13 protein-coding genes are annotated in these 18598 nt (G+C 73.2%); 7 read left to right on the top strand and 6 right to left on the bottom strand.

Annotated elements, in window-relative coordinates:
- Window positions 1-120: 120 nt before the first annotated feature.
- Entirely contained in the window at window positions 121-1161 is a 1041-nt protein-coding gene (locus tag ACIOJE_RS01205) for an NAD-dependent epimerase/dehydratase family protein (protein WP_400772561.1), read from the bottom strand.
- A gap of 262 nt (window positions 1162-1423) precedes the next feature.
- Here ACIOJE_RS01205 and ACIOJE_RS01210 point away from each other — a divergent pair, with 262 nt between their 5' ends.
- A complete protein-coding gene (locus ACIOJE_RS01210) occupies window positions 1424-2527 on the top strand; it encodes a DUF1254 domain-containing protein (protein WP_400772563.1) in 1104 nt (367 codons plus the stop codon).
- Window positions 2524-3858 (top strand): DUF1254 domain-containing protein, encoded by a 1335-nt coding sequence (locus ACIOJE_RS01215; RefSeq protein WP_280675528.1) that lies wholly within the window; start codon window positions 2524-2526, stop codon window positions 3856-3858. Before ACIOJE_RS01210 ends, ACIOJE_RS01215 begins: the two co-directional genes overlap by 4 nt.
- Before the next feature lie 31 nt (window positions 3859-3889).
- Here ACIOJE_RS01215 and ACIOJE_RS01220 read toward each other — a convergent pair whose 3' ends face one another.
- Window positions 3890-5797, bottom strand: a complete 1908-nt coding sequence (locus ACIOJE_RS01220) for a hypothetical protein (RefSeq protein ID WP_400772565.1) — start codon at window positions 5795-5797, stop codon at window positions 3890-3892.
- Between the two features lie 148 nt (window positions 5798-5945).
- On the opposite strand from ACIOJE_RS01220, the gene radA reads away from it, so the two are divergent.
- Together radA and disA are read left to right on the top strand one after the other, a co-directional pair.
- Window positions 5946-7445 carry a DNA repair protein RadA gene (gene radA / locus ACIOJE_RS01225; protein ID WP_400772567.1) on the top strand — a complete coding sequence of 500 codons (1500 nt, stop codon included), beginning with the start codon at window positions 5946-5948 and terminating at the stop codon, window positions 7443-7445.
- 201 nt (window positions 7446-7646) lie between these two features.
- Window positions 7647-8705, top strand: a complete 1059-nt coding sequence (gene disA / locus ACIOJE_RS01230) for a DNA integrity scanning diadenylate cyclase DisA (RefSeq protein ID WP_063351299.1) — start codon at window positions 7647-7649, stop codon at window positions 8703-8705.
- A 129-nt stretch (window positions 8706-8834) separates the two neighbouring features.
- Here the strand turns inward: disA and ACIOJE_RS01235 are convergent, their stop codons facing one another.
- The gene (locus tag ACIOJE_RS01235) at window positions 8835-9701 is read right to left on the bottom strand and encodes a hypothetical protein (protein ID WP_400772569.1); all 867 of its coding nucleotides are present in this window, start codon (window positions 9699-9701) and stop codon (window positions 8835-8837) included.
- A gap of 288 nt (window positions 9702-9989) precedes the next feature.
- Here ACIOJE_RS01235 and ACIOJE_RS01240 point away from each other — a divergent pair, with 288 nt between their 5' ends.
- Window positions 9990-10865, top strand: a complete 876-nt coding sequence (locus ACIOJE_RS01240) for an A/G-specific adenine glycosylase (RefSeq protein WP_400772809.1) — start codon at window positions 9990-9992, stop codon at window positions 10863-10865.
- A gap of 107 nt (window positions 10866-10972) precedes the next feature.
- On the opposite strand, the gene ACIOJE_RS01245 is transcribed toward ACIOJE_RS01240, so the two are convergent.
- Window positions 10973-12577: an MDR family MFS transporter gene (locus ACIOJE_RS01245; protein WP_280675520.1), complete on the bottom strand. Its 1605-nt coding sequence runs from the start codon at window positions 12575-12577 to the stop codon at window positions 10973-10975.
- 207 nt (window positions 12578-12784) lie between these two features.
- Here ACIOJE_RS01245 and ACIOJE_RS01250 point away from each other — a divergent pair, with 207 nt between their 5' ends.
- Complete coding sequence (locus tag ACIOJE_RS01250; protein ID WP_400772571.1) at window positions 12785-13429, top strand: TetR/AcrR family transcriptional regulator; 645 nt, start codon at window positions 12785-12787, stop codon at window positions 13427-13429.
- A 10-nt stretch (window positions 13430-13439) separates the two neighbouring features.
- Here the strand turns inward: ACIOJE_RS01250 and ACIOJE_RS01255 are convergent, their stop codons facing one another.
- The gene (locus ACIOJE_RS01255; protein ID WP_400772572.1) at window positions 13440-14360 is read right to left on the bottom strand and encodes a M23 family metallopeptidase; all 921 of its coding nucleotides are present in this window, start codon (window positions 14358-14360) and stop codon (window positions 13440-13442) included.
- Between the two features lie 359 nt (window positions 14361-14719).
- On the opposite strand from ACIOJE_RS01255, the gene ACIOJE_RS01260 reads away from it, so the two are divergent.
- On the top strand, window positions 14720-15892 hold the full coding sequence (locus ACIOJE_RS01260) for a threonine aldolase family protein (RefSeq protein WP_400772574.1): 1173 nt from the start codon (window positions 14720-14722) through the stop codon (window positions 15890-15892).
- Between the two features lie 96 nt (window positions 15893-15988).
- Here ACIOJE_RS01260 and ACIOJE_RS01265 read toward each other — a convergent pair whose 3' ends face one another.
- On the bottom strand, window positions 15989-18346 hold the full coding sequence (locus tag ACIOJE_RS01265) for an immune inhibitor A domain-containing protein (protein WP_400772576.1): 2358 nt from the start codon (window positions 18344-18346) through the stop codon (window positions 15989-15991).
- Between the last annotated feature and the right edge of the window lie 252 nt (window positions 18347-18598).

The raw sequence follows: 18598 nt of genomic DNA on the forward strand, positions 1-18598 counted from the left end.
CCCCGCACCGGTGGACAGCCCTCAGGCGTCCGCCCCCGCACCTGCGGCCAGGCCGCAGGCGCCTGCCCCGCGCCTACGGCCAGGCCCCACCCGTGCCCGTCGAGCACCCGCCACCGGCCCTCAGTCGAACGCGGCCAACAGCCGCTGCTCCTTGGCCGGTTCGATGCCCTGCCGCACCTGGGCCTCCGTGCGCCCCTTCCGCCCCTCGGCGTCGGTGTCCTCGGCCGGGCCGCGGGTGCGCAGCCACTCCCAGGTGTCCCGCGCGGTCTCGGCGAACGGGCGGCAGTGCAGCCCGGCCGCCTCGGCCCGGGTGGTGTCGGCGAGCCAGACGCCCGCCATCTCGGGCAGGTCCGGTGCCCAGAGCGGGAGTTCGGTCCACGGGTCGACCTTGTCCGGCCCGTCGGCGAGCAGCGGCGCGTCCTCGACCCAGGCCAGGCGGGTGTCCGCGGCGCCGGCGATCTCCCGGCAGGTCTCCAGCCACTCCCCGAAGGTGAGCCGTCCGGGCGGCGCCGTGGTGATGTAGCGGCCCGCCGTCCGGGCGGTCAGCAGGTCGAGCCCGAAGGCGGCGAAGTCCCGGACGTCGATCACCTGCATGGTCCGCTCCGGGTCGCCAGGGGCCAGCACCTTCCCGCCGCGGGCCATCCGCTCCAGCCACCAGGGCAGCCGGCCGCCGTTCTCGTACGGTCCGATGAGCAGCCCGCTGTTGAGGACCAGCGACCGCTCGGCGCCGAAGTCCTCCAGCACCGCGCGCTCGCAGCCGGCCTTGAGGTGGGTGCCGAGCGGCTGGTCGGGCGGGGTGTCGGCGGGGCAGGGGTGCAGCGGCGAGTCCTCGGCGATGGTCCGGGCGGGCCAGTCGGTGAAGGCGTGCACGGAGGAGACGAGGGTGTAGTGGTGGGCGCGTTCGCGCAGCAGCCGGGCGGAGATCGCGGCCTGGGCGGGTTGTTGGGCGGAGGTGTCGACGACGGCGTCCCAGGTGCGGCCGTCGACCAGCCGGGCGAGGTCGTCGGCGCGGTCGCGGTCGCCCCGGACGGCCTCGACGCCGGCCAGGTCGTCGGCGCTGCGGCCGCGGTTGAAGGTGGTCACCTCGTGGCCTCGGGCGAGCGCCTCGGAGGCGTAGGCCCGTCCGAGGAAGGACGAACCGCCGAGCAGAAGGATCTTCATACCGGTCACCCTCTCCCGGCCGCCCCGGTCGCATGCCCGGATTCGCGCTGAGCAGAGCGGACGCCCGGGTATCGGCGGCAACGTCCGGCGTCCTGGCCGACGCCCCGCGCACCGGTCGACCCGACCCCGGCTCCCGGACGGTGGACCATTCGACATGCTGACCAGCCCCACCCCGCATAGCATCCCCTATGTACTGGTATGTCCTGGATTCCGGTGCGCTCCGGCGCCGCCGGCCTTCCGTGCACTGGGGAGAGCGACGAGCATGGCCAACCCGGCACTCGTGGACCCGGCCACCATCCGCGCGACCACCGCCGAGGCCTGGGTCCGCGGCTACCCGATCCTGCAGAACTACCGCACCCTGTACGCACAGGCGCTGGACGACGCGGACCCGGGGTACGTCGGCGGCTTCGGCGTCTTCCGCCACCGCCCGCCGCCGCCCAGCCCGGCCGCTCCCGGCATCCCCACCCCCGGCGGGGCCACCGCCGAGAGCGACACCGCGTACTCCCGGGCCTGGCTCGACCTGCGCACCGAACCGTGGGTGCTGTCCGTCCCGGCCGTGGACCGCCCCTACGTCCTCCCGCTGCACGAACTCGACACCGTGTACGCCGGGTTCATCGGCACCCGGACCACCGGCCGGGAGGCCGGCGACCACCTGGTGGCAGGCCCGGACTGGCGCGGCGAGGCCCCGCCCGGCGTCCGGGGCGTGATCCGCACCGCCACCCGGCTGGTCGGCATCCTCGGTCGCACCCGCCTCGCCGACCGCACCCCGGCGGACGTCGCCGACCTGAAGACCGCCCAGCAGCAGTACCGGCTGCGCCCGCTGCACGAGTACGCCGGAACCCCGGCGCCCGACCCCGCACCGGAGCCGGTCTGGCCGGTCTGGCGAGCCGAGGTGCTGGACACCGTCGAGTTCCTCGGCTTCCTCGACTTCCTGTTCGGCTTCTTCCCGCTCCGCGGGGCCGTCGAGCTGCCGCCCGCCGAGATCGACCTGCGCGGCCGCCTCACCGACCTCGGCATCGACGGGCGCGGCGAGTTCGAGCCCGCCACGCTGCCGATCGAGGTCCGCGCCGAGATCGAGCGCGGCATCGCCGACGGCCGCGCGCGGCTGGAGCGGGCCGCCGCCGGACCGGGCGCCCCGGCCGGGTTCTGGGGCACCCGTGAGCAGATCGGCGCGGACTTCCTCAGCCAGGCCCTGGGCGCGCGGCTGGGTCTCTACGCGCTGCCCACCGAGGAGTCCCGGCACGGCGGTTCGGCGGCGGACGGCACGAACGGCCCGGACCGCGGGGGCACCACAGGCAGTGCGGGCACCACAGGCAGCGCGGACCACACGGAGCCCGCGACGACCGGACGAAGGACACCCCGATGAACCAGCCCGAGCTGGAGGCCCTGGCCGCCGACGCCTACGTCTACGGCTACCCGCTCGTCGCCGGCCTCACCATGGTCGAGCGCTTCGCCCGGGGCGGCCTGGGCACCCTGCCGGCGGCGTCGTTCAACCACTTCAGCCACGCCACCCGGCTGGCCGGGCCCAAGGACCACTTCGTCTCGGTCAACAACGACACCGTCTACTCGATCGCCCAGCTCGACCTCTCCGAGGGCCCGCAGGTGCTGCGGGTCCCGGACACCGCCGGGGCCTACTACGTGCTGCAGGTCGTCGGCGCCTGGACGGACAACGTCGCCTACATCGGCAGCCGCGCCACCGGCACCGGTGCGCAGACCTGGCTGATCGTCCCGCCCGGCTGGCATGGCACCCCGCCCGACCCGACCCGGGTGATCGAGGCGCCGTCCACGGTGGCCACCATCGTCGGCCGCTTCGCCTGCAACGGCCCGGACGACCTCCCCCGGGTCAAGGCCCTCCAGAAGCGCCTCACCCTGGAGCCACTGGAGCCCGGCGGGCTGGTCGCCGGACTGCCCGAGCCCGACCCCGAGGTGCCCGAGCGGCTGGCCTTCTTCGAACGGCTGCGGGTCTGGATGCAGGCCTTCCCGCCGGCCGGCCCGGACGTCGAGTACCAGCAGCGCTTCGCCCCGCTCGGCCTGCTCGACGAGGGCATCTCGCCGTACCGCGCGACCACCGCCGACTGGACCCTCACGCTGGCCAAGGGCCTGGCCGCCGGCCGCGAACGGGTCGAGGACGCCACCCGCCCGCCCGAGGAGCACCCGCCCGGCGAGTGGCGCTCGGCGCTCCACCTGTTCGACTACAACATCGACCACCTGGGCCCCGGCACCCTGGACGACCCCGAGTGGCGCATCCCCGACCGCCGCGCCGGGTACCTCAGCCGGGCCGGTGCCGCCCGGGCCGGCCTCTGGGGCAACCACGCGTACGAGGCCTCGTACGCGACGACCTACGACGACTCCGACGGCCGCCCGCTCACCGGCGCGCACAGCTACACGCTGCGGTTCGACCAGCCGCCGCCCGTCGAGGCGTTCTGGTCCGTCACGATGTACGCACTGCCGGACTACTACCTGGTGGACAACCCGATCGGGCGCTACTCGATCGGCGACCGGACCCCGGGCCTGGTGTACGGCGAGGACGGCTCGCTCACGCTGACGCTCCAGCACGAGCAGCCCGAGGACGCGGTGGCGGCAGCCAACTGGCTGCCCACGCCGGTCGGCGAGTTCCGGCCGATCATCCGGCTCTACCACCCGAAGCCGGCCGTGCTGGACGGCAGTTACCGGGTGCCGCCGATCGACCGGAGCTGACCGCCGCCCGGCGCCCACCAGCGCCACCCGCTCAGTGCGCCGCCGGGGACGCGGTGCCCGTCGGGACGGCCGTGGAGGTGCCCGAGGACGGCGGCGAGGACGGGTGCGCGGACGCCGACGAGGACGGCGACGGCGACGGTGATGCCGACGACGACGGCCCGGCGGACGAGGACGAGGACGAGGGCGACCCCGACGGCGTCGCCGTGCCCGTGCCCGACGGGTGCGGCGTACCACCCGGCGTCGGACCCGCCGTGGCCGTCGCCGGGCCCGACGCCGTGGCCGTCGGCGACGCGCCCGACGCGCCCGGGTCGGCGGGGGAGGAGGCCGACCCGCCCCGGTTGTGCGGGCCGCCCTCCAGGGTGACCACCGCCTGCGAGGGCGGCAGCGCGATCCGCGCCGTCCAGTGCGTCGTGGGTGCGAGGTCCTCGTCCACGGTGACGATCACGGTGATCCGCTGGCCCGGCGCGAGGGTGCCGCAGTCGCGGCTGAGCCGCAGCCAGCCGGTGTCCGTCGTGGCGTGCCAACGGATCTCAGTGGTACCGGAGTTGGTGAGGGTGAGGACGGTCCGGCTGCCGTACTCGGCGGCTTCGACGGTGAGCAGCCCGGCCGGAGCCGGGTTGGCGACGCCCGGGCCGGCCCCGGGCGCGGAGGCCCGCCCGACCGTGGGGACCGGGGCGGCGACCAGGGTCGGACTGCTGATCGGGGTCGCGCCCCGGGCCGGCACCGGCACCACCGGCCCCAGGATGGTCAGCCGCGGAAAGCCGGGAAGCAACGTTTCTGCACCGGCCTCCTCGGCACTCACCGCCCCCGCACCCGCCAGCTCCATCCCCGGCATCCCCGGCATCCCCGGCGCCCCCGACAGCCCCGTGCCCGCCGGGGCACCCGCCGCCGGCCGCCGGCCGTCCGGCTGTCCCGCCTCCTCCACCCGCACCGTGGACACCGCGGCCGCCGCCCCCGGCCCGTCGCCCCGGTGCCCCGCCCACAGCGCGACCACCGGCGCCGCCAGGACGGCCGCGAGCACCCCGGTGGTCACCACCCGCCGCCGCACCGCCAGGGCCCGGCCCGCGTCTGGAGCCCGGTGCCGGGGGAAGCCGCTCTGGTCGAACCGCAGCCCCGGCTCGGCCGCCGGCACCGCCCCCGCCCGCCGCACCGCCCCGACCGCCGACGGCAGGTACGTCACCGCCCCCGCGTCCGAGGACGCCGCGGAGGACGCCACGGAGGGCACCGCGGCCGGGGCGGGCGCCGCCAGCAGCGGCAGCCCGGACCTCCCCGCCGAGCCCTCCGCCGCCTCGCCGGCCACCCGCTCCGCCGTCCCCCGGCAGGTCGGGCAGTCCACCACGTGCTGCACCAGCTCCCGACGCAGCGCCGGGCCCAGCACCCGGTCCCGCCAGGACTCCGCCCCGGCCCCGCCGAGCCGGTCCAGTTCCGGGCAGCTGCGCACACCGAGCACCAGCAGGGCCGCCCTGGTCCGGGCGACCTCCGCCCCGGCGGCGCCGAGCAGCGCCCGGGTCCGCTCGAACGGCAGGCCCAGCACCGCCGCCACCTCGTGCGGGGTCAGCCGGTGCCGGACGGACAGTTCCAGCGCCTCGCGCTGCTCCGGATCGGTGCCGGCCGCCTCCGGCCAGGCGAGCGAGGCCAGCTCGCGCCGCCGCCGGGCCGTCTCGGCCTCGGTCGGCTCCGCCGTGGTCTCCCGCCCGGCGCCGTCCGAGAGCCGCCGCAGGCAGCAGTGCCGGGCCAGCGAGAACAGCCAGGCCCGGACCAGCCCGGGCTCGGCCAGCCGGGCGCCGTGCTGCCGCGCCAGCTCGCGGACCTCGCGCAGGGCGCTGGCGGCCGCGTCGTGCTCGCACAGCACCGAGAGACAGTAGGTGAACAGGCCGTCCACCTGCCGGTCGTACGCCGCGAGCACGGCGGCCGGCGGCCCTTCAGTACGCGTTGTCACCCGTCCGACGGTAGAGACGGCGGGCGGCGCACCCCGGCCGTTCGCCGCGCATGTACTTCTTTCGGGTAACAGCATCGTCCATCTGTGTGGACGCCGCCGGCGCCCGGCCCGTCCGGTCTTGTCGGACCCAGGCACTACGGTGGGCCACATGGCTGCCCGTTCCAAGACCACCGCCAAGCCGCGCCCGGCGTACCGCTGCACCGAGTGCGGCAACCAGCTGCCCAAGTGGGTCGGCCGCTGCCCGGAGTGCAACGCCTGGGGCACCGTCGAGGAGTACGGCGCGGTGCCGATCCGGACGACCGCCGCGGGCCCGGTCAGCGCGCCCGCGCGCCCGATCGCCCAGGTGGACGGCCAGGTCGCGACGGCCCGTTCGACGGGTGTGCCGGAGCTGGACCGGGTGCTCGGGGGCGGGCTGGTCCCCGGCGCGGTGGTCCTGCTGGCCGGCGAGCCCGGCGTCGGCAAGTCCACCCTGCTGCTGGACGTCGCGGCCAAGGCGGCCAGCGAGCGGCACCGCACGCTCTACGTCACCGGCGAGGAGTCGGCCGGTCAGGTCCGGCTGCGCGCCGACCGGATCAACGCCCTCTCCGAGCACCTCTACCTCGCCGCCGAGTCCGACCTCGGCGCCGTGCTCGGGCACGTCGAGGCGGTCAACCCCGGCCTGCTGATCCTGGACTCGGTGCAGACCATCGCCTCCGCCGAGCTGGACGGCGCCCCCGGCGGCCCGGCCCAGGTCCGTGAGGTGGCGGCCGCGCTGATCCGGGCCTCCAAGGAGCGCGGGATGGCGACGCTGCTGGTCGGCCACGTCACCAAGGACGGCCAGATCGCCGGCCCGCGCCTGCTGGAGCACCTGGTGGACGTGGTGCTCAGCTTCGAGGGGGACCGGCACGCCCGGCTGCGGCTCATCCGCGGGGTCAAGAACCGCTACGGCGCCACCGACGAGGTCGGCTGCTTCGAGCTGCACGACGAGGGCATCGTCGGCCTGGCCGATCCGTCCGGCCTCTTCCTGACCAGGCGTGACAAGCCCGTCCCCGGCACCTGCCTCACCGTCACCCTGGAGGGCAAGCGGCCGCTGGTGGCGGAGGTGCAGGCGCTGATGGTGGATTCGCAGATCCCGTCCCCGCGGCGCACCACCTCGGGCCTGGAGTCGCCCCGGATCGCGATGATCCTGGCCGTGGTCGAGCGGCACGGCGGGGTGAAGCTCGGCAAGCAGGACATCTACACCGCGACGGTGGGCGGGGTGAAGCTGAGCGAGCCGTCCGCCGATCTCGCGGTCGCGCTCGCGGTGGCCAGCTCCTCCTCGGACACCCCGCTGCCCAGCAACCTGGTGGCGATCGGCGAGGTCGGCCTGGCGGGCGAGGTACGGCGGGTGACGGGGGTGCAGCGGCGGCTCGCCGAGGCGCACCGGTTGGGCTTCACCCACGCCCTGGTGCCGCCGGATCCGGGCAAGGTGCCGTCGGGCATGAAGGTGGTCGAGGTGGCCGACATCGGCGAGGCGCTGCGGGCCATCCCGGGTCGCCGCCGGGCCGCCGCCAAGCCGCGTGCTGAGGCACCGTCGGCGCCGCCGGCCCCGCGCGCGGCCCGGGTCATCGCGCACCCGGAGGAGCTGATGGAGGGCTGGGAGCCGCTCGACTCCGACGAACTGCGCTGACCCAAGCCCTGTCGATGCCGCACGCAGTTAGACTTTCCCCAGTCTCATTGGCCAGAGGGCAGTACCGAGCGGTACTGAGCGACAGAGCAACAGACCGCGGACCGGCGCACGGCGCGAGGCGCGCGGCACGGGGTCGACCGGAGGAGTCACGTGGCAGCCAGCGACCGGGGGGCGGACAAGGCCTCCCGTGAGGAGGCCCTGCTGCGGGCCTCCCTCAGTGCCATCGCGCCCGGCACGGGGCTGCGCGACGGCCTGGAGCGGGTGCTCCGGGCCAACACCGGCGGCCTGATCGTGCTCGGTTTCGACAAGACCGTCGAGTCGATCTGCACCGGCGGTTTCGTCCTGGACGTCGAGTTCACCGCGACCCGGCTGCGCGAGCTGTGCAAGCTCGACGGCGCGGTGGTGCTGGACAAGGACATCACCAAGATCGTCCGGGCCGGCGTGCACCTGATGCCGGACTCCACCATCCCCACCGACGAGACCGGCACCCGCCACCGCACCGCCGAGCGGGTCAACCGGCAGACCGGCTTCCCGGTGGTGGCGGTCTCGCACTCGATGCGGCTGATCGCGATGTACGTCAACGGCACCCGCCGGGTGCTGGAGGACTCGACCACCGTCCTGTCCCGCGCCAACCAGGCGCTGGCCACCCTGGAGCGCTACAAGCTGCGCCTGGACGAGGTGGCCGGCACGCTGTCCGCGCTGGAGATCGAGGACCTGGTGACGGTCCGGGACGTCACCGCCGTGGCCCAGCGGCTGGAGATGGTCCGGCTGATCGCCACCGAGATCGCCGGCTACGTGCTGGAGCTCGGCATCGACGGCCGACTGCTCTCGCTCCAGCTGGACGAGCTGATCGCGGGCGTGGAGCCGGAGCGCGAACTGGTCGCCCGGGACTACTTCCCGGAGCGGGCCGCCAAGAAGGGCCGGACGGTCAACGAGGTGCTGGCCGACCTGGAGGCGCTCACCCACGCCGAGCTGCTGGACCTTCAGACGGTCGCCAAGGCGCTCGGCTACTCGGGCTCCCCGGAGTCGCTGGACTCCGCGGTCTCGCCTCGCGGCTACCGGCTGCTGGCGAAGATCCCGCGCCTGCCCAACACGGTGATAGAGCGCCTGGTCGAGCACTTCGGGGGCCTGCAGAAGCTGCTCGCCGCCAGCATCGACGACCTGCAGACGGTCGAGGGCGTCGGCGAGACCCGGGCCCGCTCGGTCCGCGAGGGCCTGTCCCGCCTTGCCGAATCGTCCATCCTGGAGCGCTACGTCTGATCCGTCGCGCCACCGCGACGCCCCCCAAGCGCTCCCCCGGGGGCCGTCGCGCATCCCGGGCGGGCCCGGAAGACGCCGAAGCCCCCGACCGCAGCGCGGTCGGAGGCTTCGAAGCGGGTTGAGGAGGGCTCAGCTCTCCAGGCGGATCGAGGAACGCGCAGAGACCTGGCCGCCGGAGAGGCCGGTGAGGTCGGCGACCACCAGGTAGGTGCCCGCCGCGGGGGGCGTCGGGTCGGCGGTGGCGCACTGCGGCTTGCTGCGGCTGCGGTCCCAGGTGAAGGTCTCGGTCAGCCCGTTGTTGGCCGGGATCTGCACCCAGCTGCTGCCGCGGTCGGCCGGGCAGTCGCCGGAGGACCAGACCCGGTCGCCGTTGCTGGCGGTCACGGTGATCGCCGAGGCCGTCCGGCCCAGGTCCACCCGGCAGTTGGCGCCGGAGGCGTTCTTCACGGTGAGCGAGAGCCGCGGCTTGTCCTTGGGCTGGTACGAATTCTGTGCGCTGGCCAGTTCCAGGGTGACCTGGGAGGAGACACAGACCGGAAGCGCCATCACCTCGGGCGTGTTCACCACCGGGGCGCCGCCGGAACCACCGGAGCCACCCGCGCCACCCGAACCGCCGGCCGCCGCGCCGTTGCCCGTGCCACCGCCGGTGGCGGGAGCCGGGTTGGGGGCGCCGCCGGTGCCGCCGGTGCTGAGGCTGACCTCGCCGCCGCCGGATCCGGCCACCGGGCCTCCGCCGGTGCCGCCGCCGGGGCGCGCCGCGGGGCCGCTCGGGGACGCGCCGGGCGTGATGGACTGGGCGGGGGTCGGGGTCGGGGACTGGGGCGGAACGGCCTGCGCGGCCTTGCCTTGTGAGCCGCCGTCACCGCCTCCGCCCTGATCGGTCATCAGCCAGGCGATCAGGGCGACGACCGCCGCGACGGCGGCGAGCACGACGACGCGCCGACGCCAGTAGATCGAGGCCGGCAGCGGTCCCACGGGTTGACGCAGAGAGGGCACGCCCAAACTCTACGAGACTGTGTGTGCTGCATGACTCACCAACACCGCACAGTCGCCCCTTCCTTCACATGATCCGCCATTTGCGCCGTTCGAGGGAGCCCCGAAACGGTGATTTCGGCAGATCCACCGGCCGGTTCGCGGGCCGATCCGCCGGAAGATCCGGAGCATGCTCCTCCGATTCGTTCGAGTCCATCGGCATGGGAGGATCGGAGGGCCATGGCTGCCATCACCGTCACCCCCGCCCCCGTCTCCCCGGCAGGCGCCGCGCCGGACGCCGTCCGGCCGCCGATGCCCCTGCCGCTGCTGCACGCGACCGTCCTCGACTGGTACGAGGCCGGAAAGCGCGACCTCCCCTGGCGGACGCCCGCGGCCACGCCCTGGGCGATCATGGTGAGCGAGTTCATGCTCCAGCAGACCCCGGTGAAGCGGGTGCTGCCCGCCTGGGAGGCGTGGCTGACCCGCTGGCCCACCCCGGCCGACCTCGCGGCCGACGCGCCCGGCGAGGCGGTCCGGATGTGGGGCCGGCTCGGCTACCCGCGCCGTGCGCTGCGGCTGCACGCCGCCGCGGTGGCGATCACCGCGGACCACGGCGGCGAGGTGCCGGACGACCACGCCACCCTGCTGTCACTGCCCGGGGTGGGGGAGTACACGGCCGCCGCCGTCGCCTCCTTCGCCTTCCGCCAGCGGCACGTGGTGCTGGACACCAACGTCCGCCGGGTGTTCGCCCGCGCGGTGTCCGGCGTCGAGTACCCGGCCCAGGCCACCACCGCCGCCGAGCGCCGGACGGCGACCGCGCTGCTGCCCGACGACGCCGAGACCGCGGCCACCTGGGCGGTCGGCGTGATGGAGCTGGGCGCGCTGGTCTGCACCGCGCGCGGCCCGGAGTGCGGGGACTGCCCGCTGTTCGCCCACTGCGCCTGGCAGCGGGCCGGCCGCCCGCCGTACGAGGGCCCGGCCCGGCGCGGCCAGTCCTACGAGGGGACGGACCGCCAGGTGCGCGGCAAGCTGCTCGCGGTGCTGCGGGAGGCGCACGACCCGGTGCCGCAGGCCCGGCTGGACGCGGTCTGGCCGGACGCGGTGCAGCGGGCCCGGGCACTGGACGGCCTGGTCGCGGACGGCCTGGTGGAGCCCGTCGAACAGGGCGTCTACCGGCTGCCCCAGTAGCCGGACCGCCCCGGTAGCCGCACTGCCCCGACAATCAACGACGGTACGACGAAGGCGCCCCCGGAAGCGGTCTTCCGGGGGCGCCGTACGTCAGCGGAAGCGCCGGGTCAGACGGCCGCCGCCTCCAGCGAGGCCTCGGCCGACTTGTCCGCCTTGCCCGCGCCGGCACCGCGCAGCGGCACCTCGCGCATGAACACCGCCGCGGCGATCGCGACCACGGCCACGCCCGCGCCCCACAGGAACACGGTGTGCATGCCGTTGGACACCGCGTGGTGGTAGGCGTCCTGGATGTTCTCGGGGAGCTTGCGCAGGTCGGCCGGGCTCATCTGGCCCGGGTCCTTCATGCCGCCGCCGCCCGCCGCCGCGTGGTCGCCGAGCCGCTCCTTCATGGTGTCGGTGACCCGGTTGTTGAACAGGGCGCCGAACAGCGCGACACCGAAGGAACCGCCGATGGTGCGGAACAGGGTGGCGGTCGAGCTGGCCACGCCCATGTCCTTGAGCTCGACGCTGTTCTGCGCGACCAGCATGGTGATCTGCATCAGGAAGCCCATGCCGGCGCCGAGCACGACCATCCAGCAGGCGGAGGTGAAGCTGCTGGTCGTGGTGCCCATGGTGGAGAGCAGCACCATGCCGACGGCCATCACGATGGTGCCGATGATCGGGTAGATCCGGTACTTGCCGGTCTTGGTGACGGCCTGGCCGACCACCAGCGAGACGACCAGCATGCCGAACATCATCGGCATCAGCAGCAGACCGGAGTTGGTGGCCGAGGCGCCCTGGACGACCTGCTGGTAGAGCGGCAGGAACACGGTCGCGCCGAACATCACGAAGCCGACGATGAAGCCGATCACCGAGACCAGGGTGAAGTTCAGGTTCTTGAACAGGCTCAGCGGCAGCATCGGCTCCTGCACCCGCTGCTCGACGTAGCAGAAGGCGATCAGCGTCGCGGCGGCGAGCGCGGCGAGGCCCAGGATCTGCTTGGAGCCCCAGTCGTACTGCTGGCCGCCCCAGGTGGTGATCAGGACGAGCGAGGTGATGCCGGTGGTGAGCAGGATGGCGCCCAGGTAGTCGATCCGGGCCTTGTTGCGGACCTTCGGCAGCTTCAGGGTGACGACGACCACGGCGAGCGCGATCACGCCGAGCGGCAGGTTGATGTAGAAGGTCCAGTGCCAGCTCAGGTGGTCGGTGATGAAGCCGCCGACCAGCGGGCCGCCGATGGTGGCGAGCGCCATGACCGCGGCGAACATGCCCTGGTACTTGCCGCGGTCGCGCGGCGGGACCAGCGCGCCCATGATCGACATGACGCCGACCATCAGGCCGCCGGCGCCCAGGCCCTGGAGGGCGCGGAAGCCGATCAGCTCGTTCATGTTCTGCGACAGGCCGGACAGTGCCGAGCCCACCAGGAAGATCACGATCGAGGTGAGGAAGGTGCCCTTGCGGCCGTAGAGGTCGCCGAGCTTGCCCCAGATCGGGGTGGAGGCGGCGGTGGCCAGGGTGTACGAGGTGACCACCCAGGACAGGTGCTCGGCGCCGCCGAGGTCGCCGACGATGGTCGGCATCGCGGTGCCGACGATCAGGTTGTCGAGCATGGCCAGCAGCATGGTGACGACCAGGCCGACCATGACGAGGCGGATTTCGCGGGGTGACCGCGGCTGCTCCTCCTCGGCTGTCTTCTCCTCCGGTACCGGGCCGGTGGTCTTGGACTCTGACATGAGGTGGTGTCTCCCGGAGGGGTGTTTCGGACGGGCGGAGGCCGCGCAATGATGCACTTACTTGTCGCCCGGCTAGTTTGCGGGCCGTCGGCACGGTAAGTTGTTTCCTAGCCGGTCGTCAAGCCAGTTTCCCGCCCGGCTGCCTGGGCAGGGAGAATAGGCCCGGGGCGGACGCCACCGGGGTCCGCAGCAGTCATCGACGCAGTCATGAGGCAGGCCATGGGCACTCCGCACAGCCCCCGCAGCGACACGCGGGCTCGCATCATCGAGGTGTCCCTGGAGCTCTTCTCCGAGCAGGGCTACGAGCAGACCTCGCTGCGGGAGATCGCCGACCGCCTCGGTGTCACCAAGGCCGCGCTCTACTACCACTTCAAGACCAAGGACGACATCGTCCTGGGCATCGTCGAGCGGATGGCCGCGCCGATCGACGAGACCATCGAGTGGGGCCGGCAGCAGTCCTGGAGCCCCGGCATGCGCGACGAGCTGATCCGCCGCTTCGCGGACGGGATGGCCGAGCGGGCCCCACTGCTGCGCTTCTTCCACGAGAACCAGCCCGCGCTGCGCGACTCCCCGGCCGGGCTGGCGTTCCGGAACCGCATGGTCACGATGATCCAGCTGGTGCACGGGCCGGAGGCGGACTTCCGGGAGCGGCTGCGCGCCACGATGGCGCTGTTCACCGTCCACTCGGCGATGTTCCTGCTCAAGCAGGACACCTCGGGCTGCGGCCACGGTGACAGCGTCTGGGGCGAGCCGTTGCAGGCGGCCACCCTGGCGGAGGCGATCGGGGCGGCCCGGGAGGTCGCGCTGGAGATCGGCGGCCGGATCAGCCACCCGGCCCCCGCCCACTCCTGAGCGGACGGGCTCAGAAGTCGGTGACGCCGTGCCCCGCGAGGTACGCGATCGGGTTGACCACCGCGCCGTAGCGGTTGCTGGTGCGGATCTCGAAGTGCAGGTGGGGCCCGGTCGAGTTGCCGGTGCTCCCGGACCGCCCGATCTGCTCGCCCGCCGACACCTGGTCGCCCTTCGAGACGCCGAGCGAGGACAGGTGCGCGTACTGCGCGTAGTGCCCGTCCGCCAGTCGCAGCACCACCTCCTTGCCGTACGAGCCGTCCCAGCCGGCCGACACCACGGTCGCGTTCCCGACCGCCAGCAGCGGCGTGCCCGGGTCGACCGCGAAGTCCACCCCGGTGTGGTACCCGGCCGCGTACTCGGAGTTGGGCACCCCGTACGGATTGCTGGTCGGCGCGTCCGGCACCGGGGCCGACCACTCGGGCGCCGGTGCGGGTGCGGGGGCCGGCTGCGCTTCGGGCTCCGGCGCGGGGGCCCCGGGCGGCGGGGCGGCGGTCGGCAGCTCGACCGGCAGCAGGTTGGCGGCCACCGCCACGAACTCCTGCGCCGAGTCGCCGTCGTTCGGGAGCCGGTACGGGCTCGGCCCCGCCACCTGGACCATCCCCGGGCTGGGCACGGCGGCCTGCGGCGCGGTGAAGGCCGAACTGCCGGGGGTGGTGGGCAGGACGGTCTGCGCCGAGGCGCGGCCCGGCGCGGCCACCAGCAGGGCGCCGGCGAGCAGCGCCGCGGCCGCTCCGGCGGAGACCACCGCGCGGTCGCGCTCGGCCTGCGGCAGGCCACCGGGCAGCGGGTGCCGGGGCGTGGCGAGCACGCGCAGCGGCGCGGCGTGGGTGCGGACGGCATGGCCGAGCCGGGGCTGCCAGGCCGCCGCCCGGGCCGCCGTACGGGCGGCGAGTCGGTGCAGGGCCGACCTCGCGGGCGGGACAGGGGACATCGGTAGCCGTACCTCACGGTCGTACGAGGGCAGCACGAAGGGCCCGTTCGGGCGCGTGCTGAGCGGGGGACCACTCAGGTGTAACCGTCACCGAGCGGACGCCCAAACGGCGTGACCTACTACGGCGTGTAGTCAGTGTCGCGCCGGAGATTCAAGCTGACGGAGTAACGATCACGAAATCCGATCGTCCGCCACCGGCTCGGGGGGCCGCCCGCCCCGGTGGCCCGGCTACTACCGCCGGTCGTACCTCGCCGGGCCGGTGTGACCAGTGCCACGGCCCGCCGGGGTTTGGCCCGGCCGCCCGGCTTTCCGCCGTCCGCCCCGCTGACCTGGCGGGCCCGCTGCGGGACCATCGACGCATGTATGACAACAGGAGTGAAGACCTCGACGGCAATGACCGCCCGAACCTACCGGACCGCCGCTTCGCCGCCCTGCGCGGCTGCGAGCGGATCCTGTCCGGCGACCGGCCGCAGAGCATGCGCGAACGCCTCGCCGCCCTCGCGGGGGAGGGCGGCGACCACGATCTGGACCAGCGCCCGGACCACTACGGCGACGGCGTGGTCCGCACCCTGGAACGCCGGGTCGCCGAACTGCTCGGCGCCGAGGACGCGGCCTTCTTCCCCACCGGCACGATGGCCCAGCAGGTCGCCCTGCGGATCCACGCCGAGGCGGCCGGGCTGCGCACCGTCGCCACCCACCCGCAGGCCCACACCGACCAGCACGAGCGGCACGCGCTCGGCGTGCTGACCGGCCTGCGCAGCGTCTGGCCGACCACGGCCCCGCGCCAGCCCACCGCCGCGGAGCTGCGTTCCTTCGACGAGCCGTACGCCGCGCTCAGCCTGGAGCTGCCGCTGCGCGAGGCCGGGTTCGTGCTGCCCGACTGGGCGGAGCTGGCGGCCCTGTCCGGGGTGGTCCGGGAGGAGTGCGGCGCCGCCCTGCACCTGGACGGCGCGCGGATCTGGGAGTCGGTGTTCCGCCTCGGCCACTCGCTGCCGGAGATCACCGCGCTGGCCGACTCGGTCTACGTCTCCTTCTACAAGACGCTCGGCGGCATCAGCGGCGCCGCGCTGGCCGGCTCGGGGGGCTTCGTCCGCACCGCCAAGGCCTGGCGGCACCGGTACGGCGGCCAGCTCTACCAGCAGTGGCCGGCGGCACTCGCCGCGCTGGCCGGTCTGGACGGCCAACTCCCGCTGCTGGAGCGGTACGTGGCGCACGCCAGGACGGTCGCCGAGGCGCTGGAGGCGGCCTTCGCGGCGGTGCCCGGCGCCCGGGTGCACCCGGCCCCGCCGCACACCCACCAGTTCCAGGTCTGGTTGCCGTACGCCGCCGAGGAGTTGGACGAGGCCGGGCTCGGGCTGGCCGAGGAGACCGGGGTCGGCCTGTTCGGCGGCTGGCGAGAGCGCGATCTGCCGGGCCTGGCGATGACCGAGGTCACGGTGACCGCGTCCGCGCTGGACTGGACGGCGGCCGACGTCGTCGAGGCGGCCGCCGCCTTCCTGGACCGGTTGCCCGCCCGCGGCGCCAAGGCCTGACGAAGCGGCCGGCCCGCCCCCGCGCGATGCGGGGACGGGCCGGCCGTGGCGGGTTGGAACCGCCTGGTCACAGGTTGATCGTCAGTGCTCGACCGATCAGTTGTCGACCGGGCGGACCCGGATCCAGGTCTCCAGGTAGTTCGAGGACTCGTTCTCGACCTCGATGCTGGTACCCGTCTTCGGGACGATCACGCTGCTGTACGGGTTGTCGCTGGACCAGTACTCCTTCAGGTCCGAGAACTCGTCGACGCCCTTGGCCTTCGGGATGACCGTCTCGACGCCGTTCTTGTGCAGCGACAGCGCGCTGACCTTGCGCGAGCCGAAGGTCGAGTCGTAGCCCTGCATGCGCGGACGCATCAGGGTGCCGTCGCTCCACTTCAGCGGGGTCGGGTGCGAGTCGATCGGCAGGATCAGACCGTGGCCCTTGTGGGCGCTGACGTTGTTGTTGGGCTGCGACTCGTCCCAGAACCAGATCAGCAGACCGGGCTGGTACGGGTAGTACTCGACCCACTTCGGCCGGCTGTTGCCCCAGCCGAAGTTGTACGGGCCGGTCTTCAGGGTCTGGTCGAAGGAGACGTACTGGCGGTTCTCCGCGATGTAGTACTGCCCGTAGTCCTTGGTGTAGCTGCCGGCGAAGCGGGTGAAGCCCTTGGCCACCCAGCCGTTGTCACCGTTCTCGACGTCGTCGCTGAAGATCGTCGAACCGTCGGCGGTCACCGAGATGTCGTCGACGGCGAAGCCGCGGTAGTGCAGGCCCGAGTCGGTGGTGTTGTGGAAGCGGACCTTGACGGCCTTGCCGGCGTAGGCGTCCAGCGGGAAGGACAGGTCGCCCCAGGCGGCGGTGAGGCCGGACAGGGCCGCGCGGCCGCTGGCATCCTTCGGGAGCGGCTGGCCGTTCCAGGTACCGTCCAGGGCGGTCCAGTTGCTGCCGCCGTCGGTGGAGACCTCGGCGAAGGCGTAGTCGAAGTTCGCCTCCAGCTCGTACCAGGCCTTGGCGTTCAGGCTGGCCTTGGTCTTGCCGGTCAGGTCGACGTCCCGGGTGAGCGTGACGTTCAGGTTGTCGGCACTGCCGCTCCACCACTCGCTCTTGCCCGAGGCGGGCTTGTTGATGTCGGTGGGGATGGTCTTCTTCGGCAGCTCGACGACCAGCGCCTGCGGGAGGCTGCTGTTGTACTCGACCGGGCCGATGTGGTGGGTCGATTCGGTGCCGGCCTTGGCCTTGTCGAACTTCAGCCAGCCGAGCTTGAGCTTGCTCCAGGCGTCGAGGTCGTTCGGCATGTCGCCGATGGCGCCCTTGCCCTCGCCGAGCCAGGAACCGGAGGACATCAGCGACCAGAAGCCGACCGAGTTGTCGACGCCCGTGCCGGCGGTGTCGTAGAGGTCCGGCAGACCGAGGTCGTGGCCGTACTCGTGGGCGAAGACGCCGAGGCCGCCGTTCTCCGGCTGCATCGTGTAGTCGCCGATCCAGAGGCCGGAGTCGCCGACCTGGACGCCGCCGAGCTTGTTGTCGGCCGGGCCCGCCTGGCCGTTCAGGTTGCCGTAGGCGTACGAGCGGTGCGCCCACAGGGCCTTGCTGCCCTGCTTGCCGCCGCCGGCCGACTTGTCCTCACCGGCGTGCACGATCTGGAAGTGGTCGATGTACCCGTCGGGCTGGTTGAAGTTCCCGTCGTTGTGCGAACCGTAGCGGTCCCACTGGTCGTACGACGCCAGGGTGGCCTTGACCTGCTCCTTGGTCTGCCCCTTGGCCAGCTGGTCCTTGTACCAGATGTCCACGGCGTCGCGGATCAGGTCCTGGGCGCTGTCGCAGACGTTGGAGCCGCAGTAGTCCGAGCCGTACCGGGCCTCGTTCCACGGCACCCGCACCCAGTCCGAGACCACGCCGTCGACCGAGTAGCGGCCCGAGGACTGCTTCTCGTAGAAGGTCTTCAGCGAGGGCTTGTCCTTGGCGAAGTACAGGTCCTGGAAGTGCTGCTGGTTGTAGTCGGCCTGCCAGGCGGTCGAGTTGTCGTTGGCGCGGTCCGGCTTCTCGATCTCGTTGTGCTTCGGGCCGGGCTCACCGCCGTACATGACCTTGCCGTCGGCGGTCTTGGTGGTGTTGTCCACCTGGTCGCCGAAGTCGACCAGGATGGTGAAGATCTTGTCCGTGCGCTCGCGGCCGAGCTCCACGTACTTGTCCTTGCCCAGCTTGATGCTGGTGCTGCCGTTGTGGTTCTCGACCTGGGCGGTGCCGGCGATCAGCTGCTCGGTGGCGGCCTTCTGCTCGGCCTCGACCTTCTCGGTCAGCGGGCCCGGCAGGTTGTGCTCGATGTTGGCGGACTGGACGGCGTCGGCCGGGTCCCGGGGCGCGGGAGCCGAGCCTGCCGCGACGGCGGTGGCCGGGAACAGGCCCGCGCCGAGCGTGACTATGACCGCCGCGGCCGTGGCAGCCCCAGCGGTTCTCCTGATGTTCTTCAACGTTGTGACGTCCTCCCCGACCGGGGCCAGCTCTTGGCCAAAGCCCGGCAAACCAAAATGAAAGACAGGTGGACGTCATTTGATACAAGCGTGGACAGAAAAGATAGACCTTGACCATGACATGGCCACGGCGCTATCCTCCGCAACTCCCCATCAGCTGACCATATGTCAACAGGATGTCCGTTAAAGCTTACCGAGAAATGGGACGTACCCATACCAGCCAGCCTCCGACGGCACCCGCCCCCGCCTGCG

Origin of the sequence: Kitasatospora sp. NPDC087861 (genome assembly GCF_044742585.1) — a bacterium.
Classification (GTDB): Bacteria; Actinomycetota; Actinomycetes; order Streptomycetales; family Streptomycetaceae; genus Kitasatospora.

Coding starts and splice junctions, on each gene's coding strand:
- radA (WP_400772567.1), top strand. CDS start 5,946: ATGGCTGCCCGTTCCAAGACCACCGCCAAGCCGCGCCCGGCGTACCGC.
- ACIOJE_RS01255 (WP_400772572.1), bottom strand. CDS start 14,360: ATGTCCCCTGTCCCGCCCGCGAGGTCGGCCCTGCACCGACTCGCCGCC.
- ACIOJE_RS01260 (WP_400772574.1), top strand. CDS start 14,720: ATGTATGACAACAGGAGTGAAGACCTCGACGGCAATGACCGCCCGAAC.
- ACIOJE_RS01215 (WP_280675528.1), top strand. CDS start 2,524: ATGAACCAGCCCGAGCTGGAGGCCCTGGCCGCCGACGCCTACGTCTAC.
- ACIOJE_RS01205 (WP_400772561.1), bottom strand. CDS start 1,161: ATGAAGATCCTTCTGCTCGGCGGTTCGTCCTTCCTCGGACGGGCCTAC.
- ACIOJE_RS01250 (WP_400772571.1), top strand. CDS start 12,785: ATGAGGCAGGCCATGGGCACTCCGCACAGCCCCCGCAGCGACACGCGG.
- ACIOJE_RS01245 (WP_280675520.1), bottom strand. CDS start 12,577: ATGTCAGAGTCCAAGACCACCGGCCCGGTACCGGAGGAGAAGACAGCC.
- ACIOJE_RS01240 (WP_400772809.1), top strand. CDS start 9,990: ATGCCCCTGCCGCTGCTGCACGCGACCGTCCTCGACTGGTACGAGGCC.
- ACIOJE_RS01210 (WP_400772563.1), top strand. CDS start 1,424: ATGGCCAACCCGGCACTCGTGGACCCGGCCACCATCCGCGCGACCACC.